The sequence below is a fragment of the Streptomyces sp. NBC_00637 genome, assembly GCF_045161545.1.
Taxonomy (GTDB): domain Bacteria; phylum Actinomycetota; class Actinomycetes; order Streptomycetales; family Streptomycetaceae; genus Streptomyces.
This window is the reverse complement of record NZ_CP109046.1, coordinates 6106116-6123686: the sequence shown is the minus strand read 5'-3', so window position 1 is coordinate 6123686 and position 17571 is coordinate 6106116. Positions and strand designations below refer to the sequence as shown.

14 protein-coding genes are annotated in these 17571 nt (G+C 71.7%); 7 read left to right on the top strand and 7 right to left on the bottom strand.

Annotated features, from left to right (window positions below):
- Positions 1–8 precede the first annotated feature (8 nt).
- Positions 9–3005, bottom strand: a complete 2997-nt coding sequence (locus OG440_RS26815; RefSeq protein ID WP_406009339.1) for a bifunctional [glutamine synthetase] adenylyltransferase/[glutamine synthetase]-adenylyl-L-tyrosine phosphorylase — start codon at positions 3003–3005, stop codon at positions 9–11.
- Between the two features lie 170 nt (positions 3006–3175).
- Here OG440_RS26815 and OG440_RS26810 point away from each other — a divergent pair, with 170 nt between their 5' ends.
- Positions 3176–3619 (top strand): VOC family protein, encoded by a 444-nt coding sequence (locus OG440_RS26810; protein WP_406009338.1) that lies wholly within the window; start codon positions 3176–3178, stop codon positions 3617–3619.
- Positions 3620–3706: 87 nt separating this feature from the next.
- On the opposite strand, the gene OG440_RS26805 is transcribed toward OG440_RS26810, so the two are convergent.
- Positions 3707–5113, bottom strand: coding sequence for an acyltransferase family protein (locus OG440_RS26805; protein ID WP_406009337.1), 1407 nt, complete (start codon positions 5111–5113; stop codon positions 3707–3709).
- Between the two features lie 154 nt (positions 5114–5267).
- Complete coding sequence (locus OG440_RS26800; RefSeq protein WP_406009336.1) at positions 5268–6629, bottom strand: glutamine synthetase family protein; 1362 nt, start codon at positions 6627–6629, stop codon at positions 5268–5270.
- A 326-nt stretch (positions 6630–6955) separates the two neighbouring features.
- Between OG440_RS26800 and OG440_RS26795 the strand changes: the two genes are divergently transcribed.
- Positions 6956–8176 (top strand): globin domain-containing protein, encoded by a 1221-nt coding sequence (locus OG440_RS26795; protein ID WP_406009335.1) that lies wholly within the window; start codon positions 6956–6958, stop codon positions 8174–8176.
- A 153-nt stretch (positions 8177–8329) separates the two neighbouring features.
- Here the strand turns inward: OG440_RS26795 and OG440_RS26790 are convergent, their stop codons facing one another.
- Positions 8330–8596 (bottom strand): DUF6959 family protein, encoded by a 267-nt coding sequence (locus OG440_RS26790; RefSeq protein WP_406009334.1) that lies wholly within the window; start codon positions 8594–8596, stop codon positions 8330–8332.
- Positions 8597–8745: 149 nt separating this feature from the next.
- The gene (locus tag OG440_RS26785) at positions 8746–9189 is read right to left on the bottom strand and encodes an RrF2 family transcriptional regulator (RefSeq protein WP_406009333.1); all 444 of its coding nucleotides are present in this window, start codon (positions 9187–9189) and stop codon (positions 8746–8748) included.
- 309 nt (positions 9190–9498) lie between these two features.
- Between OG440_RS26785 and OG440_RS26780 the strand changes: the two genes are divergently transcribed.
- The 5 genes from OG440_RS26780 (at position 9499) to cpt (ending at position 15387) form a co-directional block, all read left to right on the top strand.
- Positions 9499–10167: a DUF3105 domain-containing protein gene (locus OG440_RS26780; RefSeq protein ID WP_406009332.1), complete on the top strand. Its 669-nt coding sequence runs from the start codon at positions 9499–9501 to the stop codon at positions 10165–10167.
- An 11-nt stretch (positions 10168–10178) separates the two neighbouring features.
- The gene (locus tag OG440_RS26775) at positions 10179–10778 is read left to right on the top strand and encodes a DUF305 domain-containing protein (RefSeq protein ID WP_406009331.1); all 600 of its coding nucleotides are present in this window, start codon (positions 10179–10181) and stop codon (positions 10776–10778) included.
- Positions 10779–10965: 187 nt separating this feature from the next.
- Positions 10966–12906, top strand: coding sequence for a protease pro-enzyme activation domain-containing protein (locus OG440_RS26770; RefSeq protein WP_406009330.1), 1941 nt, complete (start codon positions 10966–10968; stop codon positions 12904–12906).
- A 128-nt stretch (positions 12907–13034) separates the two neighbouring features.
- Complete coding sequence (locus OG440_RS26765; protein ID WP_406009329.1) at positions 13035–14789, top strand: NAD+ synthase; 1755 nt, start codon at positions 13035–13037, stop codon at positions 14787–14789.
- Positions 14790–14853: 64 nt separating this feature from the next.
- Positions 14854–15387 carry a chloramphenicol phosphotransferase CPT gene (gene cpt / locus OG440_RS26760; protein WP_406009328.1) on the top strand — a complete coding sequence of 178 codons (534 nt, stop codon included), beginning with the start codon at positions 14854–14856 and terminating at the stop codon, positions 15385–15387.
- 180 nt (positions 15388–15567) lie between these two features.
- On the opposite strand, the gene OG440_RS26755 is transcribed toward cpt, so the two are convergent.
- Positions 15568–16176 (bottom strand): DJ-1/PfpI family protein, encoded by a 609-nt coding sequence (locus OG440_RS26755; RefSeq protein ID WP_406009327.1) that lies wholly within the window; start codon positions 16174–16176, stop codon positions 15568–15570.
- Positions 16177–16273: 97 nt separating this feature from the next.
- On the bottom strand, positions 16274–17497 hold the full coding sequence (locus OG440_RS26750) for an MFS transporter (protein ID WP_406009326.1): 1224 nt from the start codon (positions 17495–17497) through the stop codon (positions 16274–16276).
- Positions 17498–17571: the final 74 nt, after the last annotated feature.

Below are 17571 nucleotides of genomic sequence, written 5' to 3'. Positions count from 1 at the left end.
CCAGCGGTTCAGCCGCCGTAGAACAACTCGTCCACCACGGCCCGGGCCCGGCGCGCGGTCCGGCGGTAGTCGTCGAGCATGTCGCCCACCCGCCCGGGGCCGTACCCCAGGTACCGCCCCACCGCGACCAGTTCCCGGGGGTCGGACGGGAAGGTGTCCCCGGCCCGCCCGCGCACCAGCATCACCGCGTTGCGCACCCGGGTCGCCAGCACCCACGCCTCGTCCAGCGTCGCCGTGTCCTCGCCCGGGATGAGCCCGGCCTCGTGCGCGGCGGCGAGGGCCTCACGGGTACGGGTGGTCCGCAGCCCCGGATGTGTCGAGCCGTGCCGCATCTGCACCAGCTGCACGGTCCACTCGACGTCGGACAGACCGCCCGGCCCGAGCTTGGTGTGCAGCTTCGGATCGGCGCCCCGGGGCATCCGCTCGGATTCCATGCGGGCCTTCAGCCGCCGGATCTCCCGCACGGCGTCCTCGCCGAGTCCGTCCGACGGATAGCGCAGGGGGTCGATCAGCTCGATGAACCGATTTCCCAACTCCTCGTCCCCGGCGACCACTTCGGCACGCAGCAGCGCCTGCGACTCCCAACCGAGCGACCAGCGCCGGTAGTAGGCCTCGTAGGACTTCAACGTACGGACGAGCGGCCCGGACTTGCCCTCCGGACGCAGGTCGGCGTCGATGAGCAGCGGCGGATCGGCACTGGAAATCTGGAGCAGCCGGCGCATCTCGGAGACGACCTTGTTCGCCGCCTGTGCGGCCTCGCGCTCGTCGACGCCGTCCCGGGGCTCGTGCACGAACAGGACGTCGGCGTCCGAGCCGTAGCCCAGTTCGTGACCGCCGAAGCGACCCATGCCGATGACGGCGAAGGACGTCGGAAGGGTGTCGCCCCAGCCTTCCCGCACGACGGCGCGCAGCGTGCCGGCCAGCGTGGCGGCCGTGATGTCGGAGACGGCTCCGCCCACCAGGTCCACGAGAGCGCCCTGATCCGCCTCGACCGGCTGCGCCTCCGTGCCGTAGGAGGCGACGATGTCGGCGGCCGACGTCCGGAACAGCTCACGCCGACGGACCCCGCGCGCCGCGGTGACGGCCTGCACCACCCCGTCGGCCCGTCGCACCGCGGCGAGTATCTCCTGCTCCAACTGCGCCCGACCGCGCGGCTCGAGCCCGCCGGCGTCCCCGTCGCCGAGCAGCGCCACCGCCTCCGGCGCCCGCATCAGCAGATCGGGGGCCAGCCGTCCGGCGGACAGCACCCGGGCGAGGTTCTCCGCGGCGGCGCCCTCGTCCCGCAGCAGCCGCAGGTACCAGGGGGTCTTGCCGAGCGCGTCCGACACCTTGCGGAAGTTGAGCAGGCCCGCGTCCGGGTCGGCGGAGTCCGCGAACCAGCCGAGCAGTACGGGCAGCAGGGTGCGTTGGATGGCCGCCTTGCGGGTGACGCCGGAGGCCAGCGCCTCCAGGTGGCGCAGCGCGGACGCGGGGTCGGCGTACCCGAGGGCGACCAGCCGTTCCCGGGCCGCCTTCGGGCTCAACCGGGTCTCGCCGGGCGCGAGTTGGGCGACGGCGTCGAGCAGCGGACGGTAGAACAGCTTCTCGTGGAGCCGGCGCACCACGGCGGCGTGCCGCTTCCACTCCTGGCCGAGCTCGGCGACCGGGTCGGTGCGCAGTCCGAGTGAGCGGCCCAGTCGTCGCAGGTCGGTCTCGGCCTCGGGGACCAGATGGGTCCGCCGCAGCCGGTAGAGCTGGATCCGGTGCTCCATGGACCGCAGGAAGCGGTACGCGGCGTCCAGCTGCTCGGCGTCGGCACGCCCGACGTATCCCCCCGCGGCGAGCGCCTGGAGGGCGTCGAGGGTGGTGCCGCTCCGCAACGACGCGTCGGCCCGCCCGTGCACCAGCTGCAGCAGCTGTACGGCGAACTCGACGTCCCGCAGCCCCCCGGGCCCGAGCTTCAGTTCCCGCTCGACCTCGGCGACCGGGATGTTCTCGACGACCCGCCGCCGCATCTTCTGCACGTCGACGACGAAGTTCTCCCGCTCGGCGGCCTGCCACACCAGGGGCCCGACGGCGGCGACGTACTCGGCCCCGAGGGCCAGGTCGCCGGCCACCGGGCGCGCCTTCAACAGGGCCTGGAACTCCCAGGTCTTGGCCCACCGCTGGTAGTAGGCCAGGTGGCTGGACAGCGTCCGCACCAGCGGCCCGTTACGCCCCTCGGGCCGCAGATTGGCGTCGACGGGCCAGATGGACCCCTCGACGGTGGTCTCGGAACAGATCCGCATCAGGTGCGAGGCCAGTTTGGCGGCGGCCCGCAGCGCCTTGCCCTCGTCGGCCCCGTCGACGGCCTCCCCGACGAAGATCACGTCGACGTCGGACACGTAGTTCAGCTCGTGCCCGCCGCACTTGCCCATCGCGATGACGGCGAGCCGGCACAGCGCGGCGTCGTCGGGCGCGGCGGCCCGGGCGAGGCCCAGGGCGGCCCGCAGCGTGGCGGTGGCGAGGTCGGCGAGCTCGGCGGCGGTCTCGGCCAGCTCGGTCGTCCCGCACACGTCACGCGCCGCGATGGACAGCAGGCAGCGCCGGTACGCGACGCGCAGCGACACGGGGTCCGTGGCCTCGGCCAGGCCCCGCTCGAACTCCTCCACGCCGGGGTGCAGGTCCCGGGGCTCGTACGTGACCAGCACCTCCCAGTCCCGCGGATGCCGGGCGAGATGGTCGGCGAGGGCGGCGGACGCCCCCAGCACGCCCAGCAGCCGGTCACGCAGCGGCTTGGCGGCTATCAGCGTGTCGAGCAGCTCCCGGCGGGCGGTGGGCCCGGGCTGGGCCTCCAGCAGCCGGACGAGACCGTGCAGGGCGAGATCGGGATCGGCGGTGACGCCGAGGGCCTCCAGCAGAAAGGGGTCGTCGCGCACCGGCGACAGCTCGGGCCCGTCCAGGAGCCGCTCGGCGGCGGACGGGTCGGTGAAGCCGTGCCGCAGCAGCCGTGTGAAGGTGCTGCTCCTGCGCCCCGGCGCCATCATCCCCGGCCCTCCCTCGGATCAAGGTCGTACGCACCTGAGCGTAACCCGCGCCTTTCGGTGGCGCCCCGGCCCGGTTTCCGCTTCTGTGGTACTTCGGGTTTCGCGAGGCCTCGGGTTCCGCGGGACTCCGATCCTGTGCACAGCGACGGCCGCGACAAGGGAGTCAAGCCATGGACATGACCCTGGAGGTCATCCTGCTGCCGGTGTCCGACGTGGACCGGGCCAAGGAGTTCTACCGCGACAAGGTCGGCTTCCACGTCGACCTCGACGGCGAGGTCATGGAGGGCGTACGCATCGTCCAGCTCACCCCGCCCGGCTCCGGCTGTTCGATCGCCCTGGTCGACGGCCTCCAGGTCCCGACGGGCACCCCCCAGCCGGGCACGTATCACGGCATGCAGCTCTGCGTGACGGACGCGAAGGCCGCGTACGAGGAGCTGACGGCCCGCGGCCTGGACGTCAGCGAGCCCCAGCAGTTCGCGCCTCAGGACGGGGCGACCTTCATGTACTTCAAGGACCCCGACGGCAATGGCTGGGCGATCCAGGAGTACCGCCGCCGGGAGACGGAACCGCTCCACCAGGTCCTGGCGAAGCTGCGGAACCCGGCCGCCTCCTAGCGGGTGGGGCCGTGCGGGGGCAGTGCGCGGCGGAGGCTGTGCGGGGAGGACCGTGCGGGGAGCCGCGCGGCGGAGGGTGTGCGGGGGTCACTGATATGAGCCGAGACGATGCCGGCCCTTTCCCGGCGTCGTCCCGTCGGGCGTCGTCAGGTCGGCGGTCGTGGTCAGGTCGGCAGTCGTGCCGGCGGGAGTCCTCTGCTCGGGCGTCGTCCGGAGCTGCTGGGATGCCTCGGGGGCAACCGCTTCGCGCCCTGTGGACAGGCGACGGCCACGGTCCAGCAGCCGGCGGGCGAGCCGCTGCCCCGGCAGCTCCACCAGGTGGTAGGTGAGTGCGCTCAGCAGGAGCAGCGCCGTGAGGAAGGCGGCCACCCAGATCAGTTGCCTTGCCGTGCCGTGGGGGTGCCCCACCTTCTCCATGGACCAGGACATGGTGGCGATCAGTGGACGGTGCAGCAGGTACACGGAGAAGCTGACGAGGCCCAGCCAGGTCAGCGGCGCCGGCATGCGGCGGCGGCGCAGCCGCATGGCCACGCCGAACAGCGCCCAGCCCGCGAGGAACGCGCTGACCCAGGCGATCGGGGAAGCGGTCCAGGTGCGGATCTGGGCCTGCTTGTCGTCGTAGAGCAGTCCGGCCGCCGTCCCCGCCACGATGACCAGACCGCAGTACGCCCACGCCGCCCCCCGGCGGATCTGCCCCCGCTCGGCGCGGTAGATCACCGTCCCGCTGAACATCGTGGCCAGGATCAGCAGGCTCTCCCAGGGAGTCGACCGCCCGTTCGCGACCATGAGCACCAGGCCGAGCCCCGCCAGCAGCGCCGCCCCGGTGAGTTGCGCCGCCCGGCGCCCGGTGAGCAGGAACAGCAGCCCCGTCGCCACGATCAGCGCGGTGCCTGCGGTCAGCTGCCGGACGGTGAACTCGGGCCGCAGGCTCCACGCCGCCGCCCACGGCCCCAGCAGCAGCGCCGCCCCGGCGAACGCGACCGCCACGGGCCCGCTGCGGCGGTGCGCGCCGGTCATGAACAGCAGCGTGACCAGGTAGTAGAAGACCATCTCGTAGGTCAGCGTCCACATCACCGGCAGACCGCTGCGCAGGCCCAGCAGATCCTGGAGCATGGTGGCGTTGGCGACCGCGGCGAGCAGCGGATGCTCGTGGACCGAGACGTCCACCGCGGAGAAACGTTGCGGCACCAGCACGGCCGCGGCGACGAAGACCACCGCGCACAGGGGGTAGAGCCGGTACAGCCGCCCGACCCAGAACGCCTTCACGTCTCCGCGGCGCTCCAGCGAGGCGGGCACGATGTATCCGCTCACGAGGAAGAACGCCATCACCCCGAAGATCCCCGGGTCGAACACCTCACGCACAGCCGTGCCGAAGCCCACGAACAGCTCGGCGCTCAGGTGATGCAGGGCCACGGTCAGCGCCGCGATCCCCCGTACGGCGTCCAACCACCCGAAACGGGCCGCGGTCGAGGGCACAGCTGTCGGCGATCTCACCGGCGAGACATTAACAACCCCTTGCCGACGCACAGGAAGCAGGGCGTCCATCACGACAGCGAGACCCGCGGTCCTCGACCGCGGGTCTCGTCTGTCGTCTGTCGTCCGTTGTCTCTCGTCTGTCGTGTGGCGGGGCTGCCGCCCCGACCCGCCCCTACAGCACCGGCAGGTTCTTCCGCAGCTCGAAGGCGGTGACCTCGGAGCGGTACTCCTCCCACTCCGCCTTCTTGTTGCGCAGGAAGAAGTCGAAGACGTGCTCGCCGAGGGTCTCGGCGACGAGGTCGCTGCGCTCCATCAGGCTCAGGGCCTCGCCGAGGTTCTGCGGGAGGGGCTCGATGCCCATCGCGCGGCGCTCGGCGTCGGAGAGGGCCCAGACGTCGTCCTCGGCGCCCGGCGGGAGCTCGTAGCCCTCCTCGACGCCCTTGAGGCCGGCGGCGAGGAGCATGGCGTAGGACAGGTACGGGTTGGTGCCGGAGTCGAGGGAGCGGACCTCGATGCGCGCGGAGCCCGTCTTGCCGGGCTTGTACATCGGCACGCGGACCAGTGCGGAGCGGTTGTTGTGGCCCCAGCAGATGTACGACGGCGCCTCGCCGCCCGCGCCGGCCGTGCGCTCGGAGCCGCCCCAGATGCGCTTGTAGGAGTTGACCCACTGGTTGGTGACGGCGGCGATCTCGGCGGCGTGCTTCAGCAGGCCGGCGATGAAGGACCGGCCGACCTTGGAGAGCTGGTACTCCGCGCCCGACTCGTAGAACGCGTTGCGGTCGCCCTCGAAGAGGGAGAGGTGCGTGTGCATGCCGCTGCCGGGGTGCTCGGAGAACGGCTTGGGCATGAAGGTCGCCTGGACCCCCTGCTCCAGGGCGACCTGCTTCATGACCAGGCGGAACGTCATGATGTTGTCGGCCGTGGAGAGCGCGTCGGCGTAGCGCAGGTCGATCTCCTGCTGGCCGGGGGCGCCCTCGTGGTGGGAGAACTCGACCGAGATGCCCATCGACTCGAGCATGGTGATCGCCTGGCGGCGGAAGTCCATGCCGACGTTCTGCGGGGTGTGGTCGAAGTAGCCGGAGTTGTCGGCCGGGGTCGGGCGGGAGCCGTCGGTCGGCTTGTTCTTCAGCAGGAAGAACTCGATCTCGGGGTGGGTGTAGAAGGTGAAGCCCAGGTCGGAGGCGCGCGCCAGGGCGCGCTTGAGCACGTACCTCGGGTCGGCGAAGGACGGGGAGCCGTCCGGCATGAGGATGTCGCAGAACATGCGGGCCGTTCCGGGGGCCTCCGCGCGCCAGGGCAGGACCTGGAAGGTGGACGGATCCGGCTTGGCGATCATGTCGGACTCGTAGACCCGGGCGAAGCCCTCGATCGCGGAGCCGTCGAATCCGATGCCCTCGTCGAAGGCCTGTTCGAGCTCGGCCGGGGCCACGGCGACGGACTTGAGGAAGCCCAGCACGTCCGTGAACCACAGCCGTACGAACCGGATGTCGCGCTCCTCCAACGTCCGGAGCACGAACTCCTGCTGCTTGTCCATCTTCCGCTTCCCCATCCTTGCTGGTCAGGCCGCCTGATTCCCGTCCCGGAGAGGCGGTCGGGCACCCGAGCATCACACCACAACACCATTTCGTGCGCGTTGCCGACCATGATCGCCTCGGCGACCCGGGCCTGAACGCCGCACGTCCGGAACATGTACTGCCGCTGGGGCAGGTGTACTGCTCTGCCGCCCATCTTGCCTGCTCGCGCCGACATCCGTAATGCCCCACCCCCTCCGTCCCCCCTCGCTCATTAATTTGCATCTCAGATGCAACTTTAACTGGCGTGCCGGACAGCAGAACACCGAGTGAGCTTCGAGGAGCCCCGATGCTGTCCGACCAGTCCGCCGCCACCGTCCGCGCCACCCTCCCCGCCGTGGGTGCGGCCATCGGTGAGATCACCGAGCGCTTCTACGCCGGCCTCTTCGCGGCGCATCCGCACCTCCTGCGCGACCTGTTCAACCGCGGCAACCAGGCGGCGGGCACCCAGCGCCAGGCGCTGGCCGGGTCCATAGCCGCCTTCGCCACGCGCCTCGTCGAGGCGCCGGACGACCCCCGGGGCGACGCCGGGAGCCGTCCGCAGGACCGCCCCGACGCGATGCTCACCCGTATCGCCCACAAGCACGCCTCCCTCGGTATCGCGCCCGAGCAGTACGAGGTCGTCCACGAGCACCTCTTCGCCGCCATCGTCGACGTCCTGGGCGAGGCGGTCACCCCCGAGGTCGCGGCGGCCTGGGACGAGGTCTACTGGCTGATGGCCAACGCGCTGATCGCGATCGAGCGACGCCTCTACCAGGAGAGCGGGGGCGACGCGTGGCGCGCGTGGGAGGTCGTGGAACGCGTCCGGGAGACCGAGGACGTCGTCACCTTCGGCCTGCGCCCGGTCGACGGCGCGCCGGTACGGGACTTCCGCGCCGGTCAGTACGTGTCCGTCCGAGCGCAACTGCCCGACGGCGCCCGCCAGATACGGCAGTACAGCCTCTCCGGCGCACCGGGGGCCGACGTACGCCGGTTCAGCGTCAAGCGGGTCTCCGGCGGGCCGGCGACACCGGAGGGCGAGGTCTCCAACCACCTCCACGCGCGCGTGCGGGAGGGCGACGTACTGGAGCTCTCCGAGCCGTACGGCGATCTGGTCCTCGACGACGCCGTGGGCACCCCGCTGCTCCTCGCCTCGGCCGGCATCGGCGTCACCCCGATCGTGGCGATGCTCGCCCACCTCGCCGCCACCGGCCACGACGCGCCGGTCACGGTCGTGCACGCCGACCGCTCCCCCGCGGACCACGCCCTGCGCGCGGACCACGAGGCGTACGCGGCGAAGCTGCCGGACGCCTCCGTACACCTCTGGTACGAGCGGGAGGCCCCGGCGCACGCCCGGACGGGCCTGGCCGACCTCACGGACGTCCCGGTCGCCCCGGGCACGCGCGCGTACCTGTGCGGTCCGCTGCCGTTCATGCGGGCGGTGCGGGCCCAGCTGATCGAGAAGGGCGTCGCCCCGGCGGACGTGCACTACGAGGTGTTCGGCCCGGACCTGTGGCTGGCGCGCGCCTGAGGCAGGGGCGGCGACCGCCGGTGACGGCCGACGCCGCGTGGCCCGTGGTCCGGGATGCCCGACGGGGCCGTCCGGGTCCGGGATGCGCGGCGGGGCCGTCCTCGGCAGGTCACTGCGGCGCACCGGCGCGCACGGACCCCGTCGCGGACCCGCTCAGTACGGCAGCGGGATCTCGTGCTCGTCCAGCGCGGCGCCGTAGCGCTCCAGCAGGGCGTCGAGGCCGGCCAGGAGAAGCCCCGCGGTGTCGCGGGCGTCGCCCAGATCACCGCGTTCGCACGCCTCGACCAGCTCGGCCATGTCGGTGCGCAGGATGTGCAGGGAGTCGCCCTGCACCAGAACCCCGGGGAAGCGTCGGCCGGGCAGGCGGACTACGGCGTTGTTGCCGCCGGCGGTGAACAGCTCTGCTTCGATGCGTTCCATCGGGCCATCCAATCCGGCCCGGCGACGCGGCGACAAGCGCATTGCCAGGGGGGAAGCGTGAAGGACGGGGCGGCGAGACCGGCGAGCCGTGGCCGACCTGGCGCTCCCCGCGTCGCCCCGGAGCCGTCGGCGTCGGCGGCGGCGTCGGCTCAGGCGAACCTCGGGATCCCCAGCAGCAGCGGCCCCGTGGGTTCCGCCACGATGTCCGCGACCGTGATCGGGTCGAGGGACGCGAAGAACGCCTCCTGGGCCAGGCGCAGGGCGCCGCGCAGCCGGCAGGCCGACGCCAGCGGGCAGGGGGTTGCGCCCTCGCAGTCGACGACGTCGCCGTCGCCCTCGAAGGCGCGGGCCACCGTACCGACAGACGCGGCGCGGCCCCGCTCGGTGAGGGCCAGGCCACCGCCCCTGCCTCGCCGGGCCTCCAGCAGACCCATGTGCTGAAGTTCGGCCACGACCTTCGCCGCGTGGGTGTAGGGGACCTCCATGGCGGCCGCCACGTCACGGGTCGTGGGGGTGGCCTCCGGGGTGTCGCCGGCCACCGCGAGCCGCATGAGGACGCGCAGTGCCAGGTCGGTGGATCGCAACAGCCGCATGGGAGGAAGCGTAGATAATACGCATCTCCGGTTCAAATTATTCGGTACCTCGTTCGTGATTCGTGATTCGTCATGCGTGACCCCTCATGCGTGATCCGTCATTCGTCATTCGTCACCTCGCCGTGCGTCGCCGGACCGGCCCCGCCCGGCGCCCCCGACCGATTGGCTGTGACCGCACCCCGGTCTTGGCTGTGACCTCACCCCTCTCTTGGCTGTGACCTGTCTACGACTTTCCCCCTCTCCCCCCTTACGATCAGCGGACTCGCACCACCCGACCGTCCCGCCCCTTTCCCCAGAAGGACAGGCCACATGGGTTCCGCCGACAAGACCGGTACTGCGGCGCGCAAGGCGCGTATAGAGGAGATGCGGCGGACCGAGCAGGCCCGGGAGCGGCGCAACCGGTTCCTCGTGATCGGTGGCAGCGTCGTCGCCGTGATCGCGCTGGTCGCCGGTGGCGTGTTCGTGGTCAAGTCGCAGTCCGGGGACGACAAGGACACCGCCGCCGACGGCAAGGCGGCTTCCGGTCACTTCGTCACCGGTGCGGACGGCGTCAAGACGTGGAAGGGCACGCTCGGGCGTACCCATGTCACCAAGACGGTGAAGTACCCGACCGAGCCGCCCGTCGGCGGGGACCACAACCAGGTCTGGATGAACTGCGACGGCGAGGTCTACACCAAGGCCCTGAACAACATGAACGCCGTGCACTCGCTGGAGCACGGCGCGGTCTGGGTGACGTACAACAGCAAGGCGCCCAAGGCGGACGTCGACGCCCTCGCCGCCAAGGTCGCGAAGACGCCGTACACGCTCATGAGCCCGGACGACGCCCAGCCCGACCCGATCATGCTCACCGCGTGGGGCCACCAGCGCACGGTGACGGGCGCGAGCGACGCGAACGTGGACGCGTTCTTCGAGAAGTTCGTGCAGGGCGACCAGACGCCCGAGCCGGGCGCCGCGTGCACCGGTGGTATGTCGCAGTGAGGTACGCGGGAGTGGCGGTCGCCGTGGCCGGAGTGCTCGTCGCCGCCGGGGCCATCACCTACTCCGTCGCGGAGGACGGCGCGTCGGACACGGCGCCGCCCGCCGCCGACTCCGCTGACGCCGGGTTCGCCCGGGACATGGCGGTGCACCACCAGCAGGCCGTCGAGATGTCGTACATCGTGCGGGACCGGACGGCCGACGAGGACGTCCGGCGGCTCGCCTACGACATCGCGCAGACGCAGGCCAACCAGCGCGGCATGCTGCTCGGGTGGCTGGACCTCTGGGGTCTGCCGAAGGTGTCGTCCGACGGGCCCATGGCGTGGATGGGCATGGGCGGGATGACCGACGGCGAGGACGGTGCGCTCATGCCCGGCATGGCCACCGACACCGAGCTGAAGAGGCTCGGCACGCTCGACGGCAAGCAGGCGGAGATCCTCTTTCTCCAGCTCATGACCGACCACCACAAGGGCGGCATCCACATGGCCGAGGCGTGTGTCGCCAAGTGCGCCGTGCCGGTGGAGCAGCGGCTCGCGCAGGGCATGGTCGAGGCGCAGCAGTCGGAGATCGACCTGATGGCGGACATGCTGAATTCCCGCGGGGCCAAGCCGTAGTCGGCGCCTTCCGACCCAACCCATAGGGTTTTCCCTCGATTTCACGGACGTTTCCGTCAAATCGGCCCAGAAAGCGGTCACTTGGGCGCTTCTTGGTTTTCGCATTCCCCTGGCATGAACGGTTCATCGCAAGAGTGGCCCGCACGTCGAGTGATCCACTCGCGTCGAACCACATACAGGGGGTCCTATGAGATCCAACCGCGCCGCGCTGCGCGCCGGAGCGAGCATGGCAGCGACACTGCCCATGATCGCCGGCGCGCTGGCGCTCGGTATACCCGCCGCACACGCCGCGGACGTCCCGACCCGTGACACGCTGGCCGGGACCAAGCCGGCGTGGGCCACGACCAAGGCCGACAAGGGCTCGACCTCGGACAGCGCCCAGGTCTCCGCCCGCGTCTACCTCGCGGGACGTGACGCCACCGGTCTCGCCGCGTACGCGAAGGCCGTGTCCGACCCCGCCTCGCCCGGCTACGGCAAGTACCTCTCCGCGCAGCAGGCCCAGGCCCGCTTCGGCGCGACGGCGGCGCAGGTGGCCGCGGTGAGGTCATGGCTGACGGCGGCCGGCCTGAAGGTCACCGGCACGACCGAGCACTATGTGTCGGTCAGCGGCGAAGTGGCCGCCGTCGAGAAGGCGTTCGGCACCCAGCTGCACAACTACACCAAGGGCAGCCGGACGTACCGCGCGCCGTCGAAGTCGGCCTCGGCTCCCGCGAGCCTGGACGGCGCCGTCCTGACCGTCACCGGCCTGGACAACGCGCCGCACAAGGCCGCGTCCAAGGAGCAACTCCCGCCGCCGGACGCGGTGTTCAAGAACGCCGGGCCGTTCTCCTCGTACTACGGCTCCCGCACCGCGAGCACCCTCCCCTCGGCGTACGGCAAGAAGATCCCGTACGCCGTGCAGGGGTACACCGGCAAGCAGCTGCGGGCCGCGTACGGCGCGGGCGGCTACACCGGCAAGGGGGTGCGCATCGCGATCACCGACGCGTACGCCTCGCCGACCATCGCCTTCGACGCGGCCACCTATGCGAAGGCGCACGGCGACGCGCGCTGGAAGACCGGGCAGCTGAGCCAGGTCCTGCCGTCGGACTACACCCGGACCGAGGAGTGCGGGGCAGCCGGCTGGTACGGCGAGGAGACCCTCGACGTCGAGGCGGTGCACGCGGTCGCACCGGCCGCGAACGTCACGTACGTGGGCGCCGCTTCCTGCTACGACGACGATCTGCTCGACTCGCTCAGCAAGATCGTCGACAACCACCTGGCCGACATCGTCTCCAACTCGTGGGGCGACATCGAGGCCAACCAGACGCCGGACCTGGCGGCCGCCTACGACCAGGTCTTCCAGTTCGGCGCGGTCGAGGGAATCGGTTTCTACTTCTCCTCCGGCGACAACGGCGACGAGGTCGCCAACACCGGCACGAAGCAGGTCGACACCCCGGCCAACTCCGCGTGGGTGACGGCGGTCGGCGGTACCTCGCTGGCGGTCGGCAAGAACGACAAGTACCTGTGGGAGACCGGCTGGGGCACCGACAAGGCCTCGCTGTCGGCCGACGGCAAGAGCTGGACGGACTTCCCGGGCGCCTACACCTCGGGTGCGGGCGGCGGCACGAGCAAGACGGTCGCCGAGCCGTACTACCAGAAGGGTGTCGTCCCGAAGGCGCTCGCCACGGCCAACAGCGCCGCCGGCAACCGCGTCGTCCCGGACATCTCGGCGATCGCCGACCCGAACACCGGCTTCAGGGTCGGCCAGACCCAGACCTTCCCGGACGGGACCGAGCAGTACAGCGAGTACCGCATCGGCGGCACCTCGCTGGCCGCGCCGGTCATCGCGGCCGTGCAGGCGCTGGGCCAGGAGGCGCGCGGCGGCAGGGCGATCGGTTTCGCCAACCCGTCGATCTACTCCAAGTTCGGCTCGCGGGTCTACCACGACGTCACGGACAACCCGACCGGGTCCGGGCTCGCGGTCGCGCGCGTCGACTTCGCCAACGGTTACGACGCGACGGGCGGGCTGCTGACCTCCGTCCGCAGCCTCGGCAAGGACAGCTCGCTGTCCGCCGTGAAGGGCTACGACGACGTCACCGGCGTGGGTACGCCCGCAAGCGGTTACGTGGAGTCGTACCGCCGGCGCTGAGCAGGCCGTCCGCGTGCCGTGTGCCCCGGGCACATCCAGGACACACGGCGGGGGCACGCGGAGGGGGCGTGGGGTATTCGACACTCCACGCCCCCCATCGCGTCGCATTGACGATTACACTGATGCGCGTGCCTCAACTTCGTCTCGCTCTGAACCAGATCGACTCGCGCGTCGGCGACCTCGTCGGCAACACCGAAACGATCCTCCGCTGGACCCGGCACTCCGCCGAGCAGGGAGCGCATCTCGTGGCGTTCCCGGAGATGGCGCTGACCGGATACCCCGTCGAGGACCTCGCCCTGCGCTCCTCCTTCGTCGACGCCTCCCGTACGGCCCTGCGCGAGCTCGCCGTCCGCCTCGCCGACGAGGGTCTCGGCGAACTGCCGGTGGTCGTCGGCTACCTCGACCGCTCCGAGAGCGGCCGGCCGAGGTTCGGCCGGCCGGCCGGCTCGCCGCGCAACGCGGCCGCGGTCCTGCACGGCGGCGAGGTGATCCTCTCCTTCGCCAAGCACCACCTGCCCAACTACGGCGTCTTCGACGAGTTCCGCTACTTCGTGCCGGGCGACACCATGCCGGTGCTGCGGGTGCGGGGCGTCGACGTGGCCCTCGCGATCTGCGAGGACCTCTGGCAGGACGGCGGCCGGGTGCCCGCGGCGCGCTCCGCCGAGGCCGGTCTGCTGCTGTCCGTCAACGCCTCCCCCTACGAGCGGGACAAGGACGACACCCGCCTGGAGCTGGTCCGCAAGCGCGCCCAGGAGGCCGGCTGCACCACCGCCTACCTCGCGATGACCGGCGGGCAGGACGAGCTGGTCTTCGACGGCGACTCGATCGTCGTCGACCGCGACGGCGAGGTCGTGGCGCGGGCGCCGCAGTTCTCCGAGGGATGCGTGGTCCTGGATCTCGACCTGCCCGCCGCCTCCGCCGACGCGCCGACCGGTGTCGTGGACGACGGTCTGCGCATCGACCGCGTCGTGGTCTCGCAGGATCCCGTCCCGGCGTACGTGCCCCGGTCGAGCGGCGGGTACGCGGAGCGGCTGGACGACGCCGAGGAGATCTACTCGGCGCTGGTCGTGGGCCTGCGCGCGTACGTCACGAAGAACGGCTTCCGGTCGGTGCTCATCGGCCTGTCGGGCGGTATCGACTCGGCGCTCGTCGCGGCGATCGCGTGCGACGCGGTGGGCGCGCAGAACGTGTACGGCGTGTCGATGCCGTCGAAGTACTCCTCCGAGCACTCCAAGGGCGACGCGGCCGAGCTGGCGCGCCGGACGGGGCTGAACTTCCGCACGGTCCCGATCGAGCCGATGTTCGACGCGTACATGGGCTCGCTCGGTCTGACGGGCCTCGCCGAGGAGAACCTCCAGTCGCGGCTGCGCGGAACCCTGCTGATGGCCGTCTCCAACCAGGAGGGCCACATCGTCCTCGCCCCCGGCAACAAGTCGGAGCTGGCGGTCGGTTACTCGACGCTGTACGGCGACTCGGTCGGCGCGTACGGCCCCATCAAGGACGTCTACAAGACGTGGGTCTTCCGGCTCGCGGAGTGGCGCAACCGCGCCGCGGCGGAGCGGGGCGAGACCCCGCCGATCCCCGAGAACTCGATCACCAAGCCGCCGAGCGCGGAGCTGCGCCCCGGCCAGGTCGACACCGACTCGCTCCCGGACTACCCCGTCCTGGACGCGATCCTCGAGCTGTACGTCGACCGGGACCAGGGCGCGGACGCGATCGTCGCGGCGGGCTACGACCGTGAGCTGGTCGTCAAGACCCTCCGCATGGTGGACACCGCCGAGTACAAGCGGCGCCAGTACCCGCCGGGCACGAAGATCTCGGCGAAGGGCTTCGGCAAGGACCGCCGCCTGCCGATCACGAACGGCTGGCGCGAGTCGGTGTGACGGCCGCCCCCGGGGCGCGAAAACGCGTTGCGGCCCGGGGGCGCGATGCCCCTACCGTGGCGCGGTGACAACTCAGGTGATCGTGCTGAACGGCGGCTCCAGCTCGGGCAAGTCCGGCATCGTCCGGTGTCTCCAGGCGGTCCTGCCGGATCCCTGGCTCGCCGTCGGGGTCGACTCGCTGGTCGAGGCCATGCCCGCGTCGATGCGGGAATCGGACGCGGGGATCGGGTTCGCCGCGGACGGCGCGGTGAGCGTCGGGCCGCAGTTCCGGACGCTCCAGGCGGCATGGCGGGAGGGGGTCGCCGCGACGGCCCGCGCAGGCGCCCGGATCATCGTCGACGACGTCTTCCTCGGCGGTGCGGCGTCCCAGCGGGAGTGGCGGACGGTCCTCGCGGGACTGGACGTGCTCTGGGTGGGCGTCAGATGCGCGAGCGCGGTCGCCGCGGGCCGAGAGCTCGCCCGCGGGGACCGGATCCCGGGCATGGCCGCGTCCCAGGCGGAACAGGTCCACCGGGGCGTCCACTACGACCTGGACGTGGACACCACCCACACCGAGTCTCTGGACTGTGCCCGGGCCATCGCCGCCCGGACCGGCTGACCGACGGCGCCGGAGCCACTCTTTGACGGCTGACCGAAGCCTCCTGAGCCTCTCTTGGACGGCGGCCCGAAGGCGCCCGATCCGCCCTCGGACGGCGGTTCGTCGGCGCCAAAAACGCCGTCGCGCGAGGGCGACGGACCGTCGGCGTCCGGTCCCGGGCCGCAGGCCGATCGGCGTGGGTCAGCGCAGGGCGGCCTCGCCCTCGCGTACGGCACGCAGAGCGCGTTCGACCGTTTCGCGGTTCTCGCCGACCGGAGCCACGTAGTCGAGGACATCGCGCGCGGCGTCCTCGCCGAGTGTCCGGGTGATCACCCAGGTGGCGAGGTACTGCGACGCCAGGCAGCCGCCCGCCGTGGCGATGTTCCCCTCGGCGTGGAAGGGCGCGTCCAGCACGGTGACACCGCGGGCCTCGACGAAGGGCCGGCTCTTGGTGTCCGTGCAGACCGGCATGTCACCCAGCAGACCGAGCCGGGCGAGCACCAGCGCGCCGGAGCACTGCGCACCGATCAGCTGCCGCGAGGGGGCGAGCGGGAGCCGGGACACGAGCCGGTCGTCGGCGATCACGTCCCGTGTCCTCACCCCGCTGCCGATCAGCACCACGTCGGCCTCGGCCACGAACTCCAGCGGGCGTTGCCCGGTCACCTCGACGCCGTTCATCGACGTGACCACCGGGGTCGGCGTCGTGACGTAGGCCGCCAGGCCGTCCGCGCGGCACCGGTTGATCAGCGCCGAGGCGATGAAGCTGTCGAGCTCGTTGAATCCGTCGAAGGTGACCACGGCTACCTGCATCGCAACTCCTCCACGCCCGGCAACGGACCCCCAGTCTCGCGGGCGCGCCCGGTCCGGTCGAGAGCCGATCAGGGGTGGGTGGCACGCCCGCCGCGGGTCAGTGGCGTACGCCCGCTTCCACCGGCCGCGGCAGATGGGTCGCGACGACGCGCTCGTGGCCGGTGGTCCGCGGGGCCCGGCGGGCGTCGACCAGGGCCGCGACGCCGGCCACGACCAGGCCGAGGGCCGCCAGTACCGCGCCCGCCGTGGCGGGTGAGGTCACCCCGAGGCCGGCCGTGAGGGCCAGGCCGCCGAGCCAGGCGCCGCCCGCGTTGGCCATGTTGAACGCGGCCTGGTTGGCGGAGGACGCCAACGACGGGCCCGCGGCCGCCTTCTCCATCACCATCAGGTTGAGCGGCGAGCCCGTCACGAACGCCGCCACGCCGAGCAGGACCACGGCCAGCGCACCGCCCCACGCCGTCGTCATCAGCAGCGGGAACAGGGCCAGGACGATCACCAGGGAGGTCAGGCCGCCGAACAGGGTGGGGCGCATCGCGTGGTCGGCGAGGCGGCCGCCCACCAGGTTGCCGATCGTCGCGCCGACGCCGAACAGCGCGAGCAGCAGCGTCACGCTGGAGTCGGCGTAGCCTGCGGAGTCCGTCAGCATCGGCGTGATGTAGCTGTAGGCGGAGAACAGGGCTCCGAAGCCGGCCACCGTCGTGCCGAGGGCCAGCCACACCGGCAGCGAGCGCAGGGCCGCCAGCTCGCGGCGCAGTCCGACGGCGGGCGCGTGGGTGTGGTCGCGCGGGATCAGCAGGGCCAGGGACACGATGGCCGCCAGGCCGATCACGCTGACGCCGAGGAAGGTCGCGCGCCAGCCGAGGTGCTGGCCCATGAGGGTGGCGACGGGGACGCCCGCGATGTTGGCGACGGTCAGGCCGAGGAACATCAGCGACACCGAGCGGGCCTTGCGTTCCGGGGCGACCAGATTGGTGGCGACCACCGCGCCGACGCCGAAGAACGCGCCGTGCGGGAGACCGCTGAGGAAGCGGGCGGCCAGCAGGGAGTCGTAGCCGGGGGCGAGGGCCGACAGGGCGTTGCCGACGACGAACAGGCACATCAGGGAGATCAGGACGGTCCGGCGGGACATCCGTGCCGTCACCGCGGCCAGCAGCGGCGCGCCGATGACGACGCCGAGCGCGTACGCCGAGACGAGATGCCCGGCCGTCGGGATCGAGACATGCAGGTCGTCCGCGACGTCGGGCAGCAGGCCCATCATCACGAACTCCGTGGTGCCGATTCCGAAGGCACCCACGGCCAGGGCGAGCAGGGCCAGGGGCATGGAGAACTTGCCTTTCAGGGAGAGCGGGTTCCGTTCATCATACGTTTCGTATGTTCAAGTTCGGAACAAAGTCT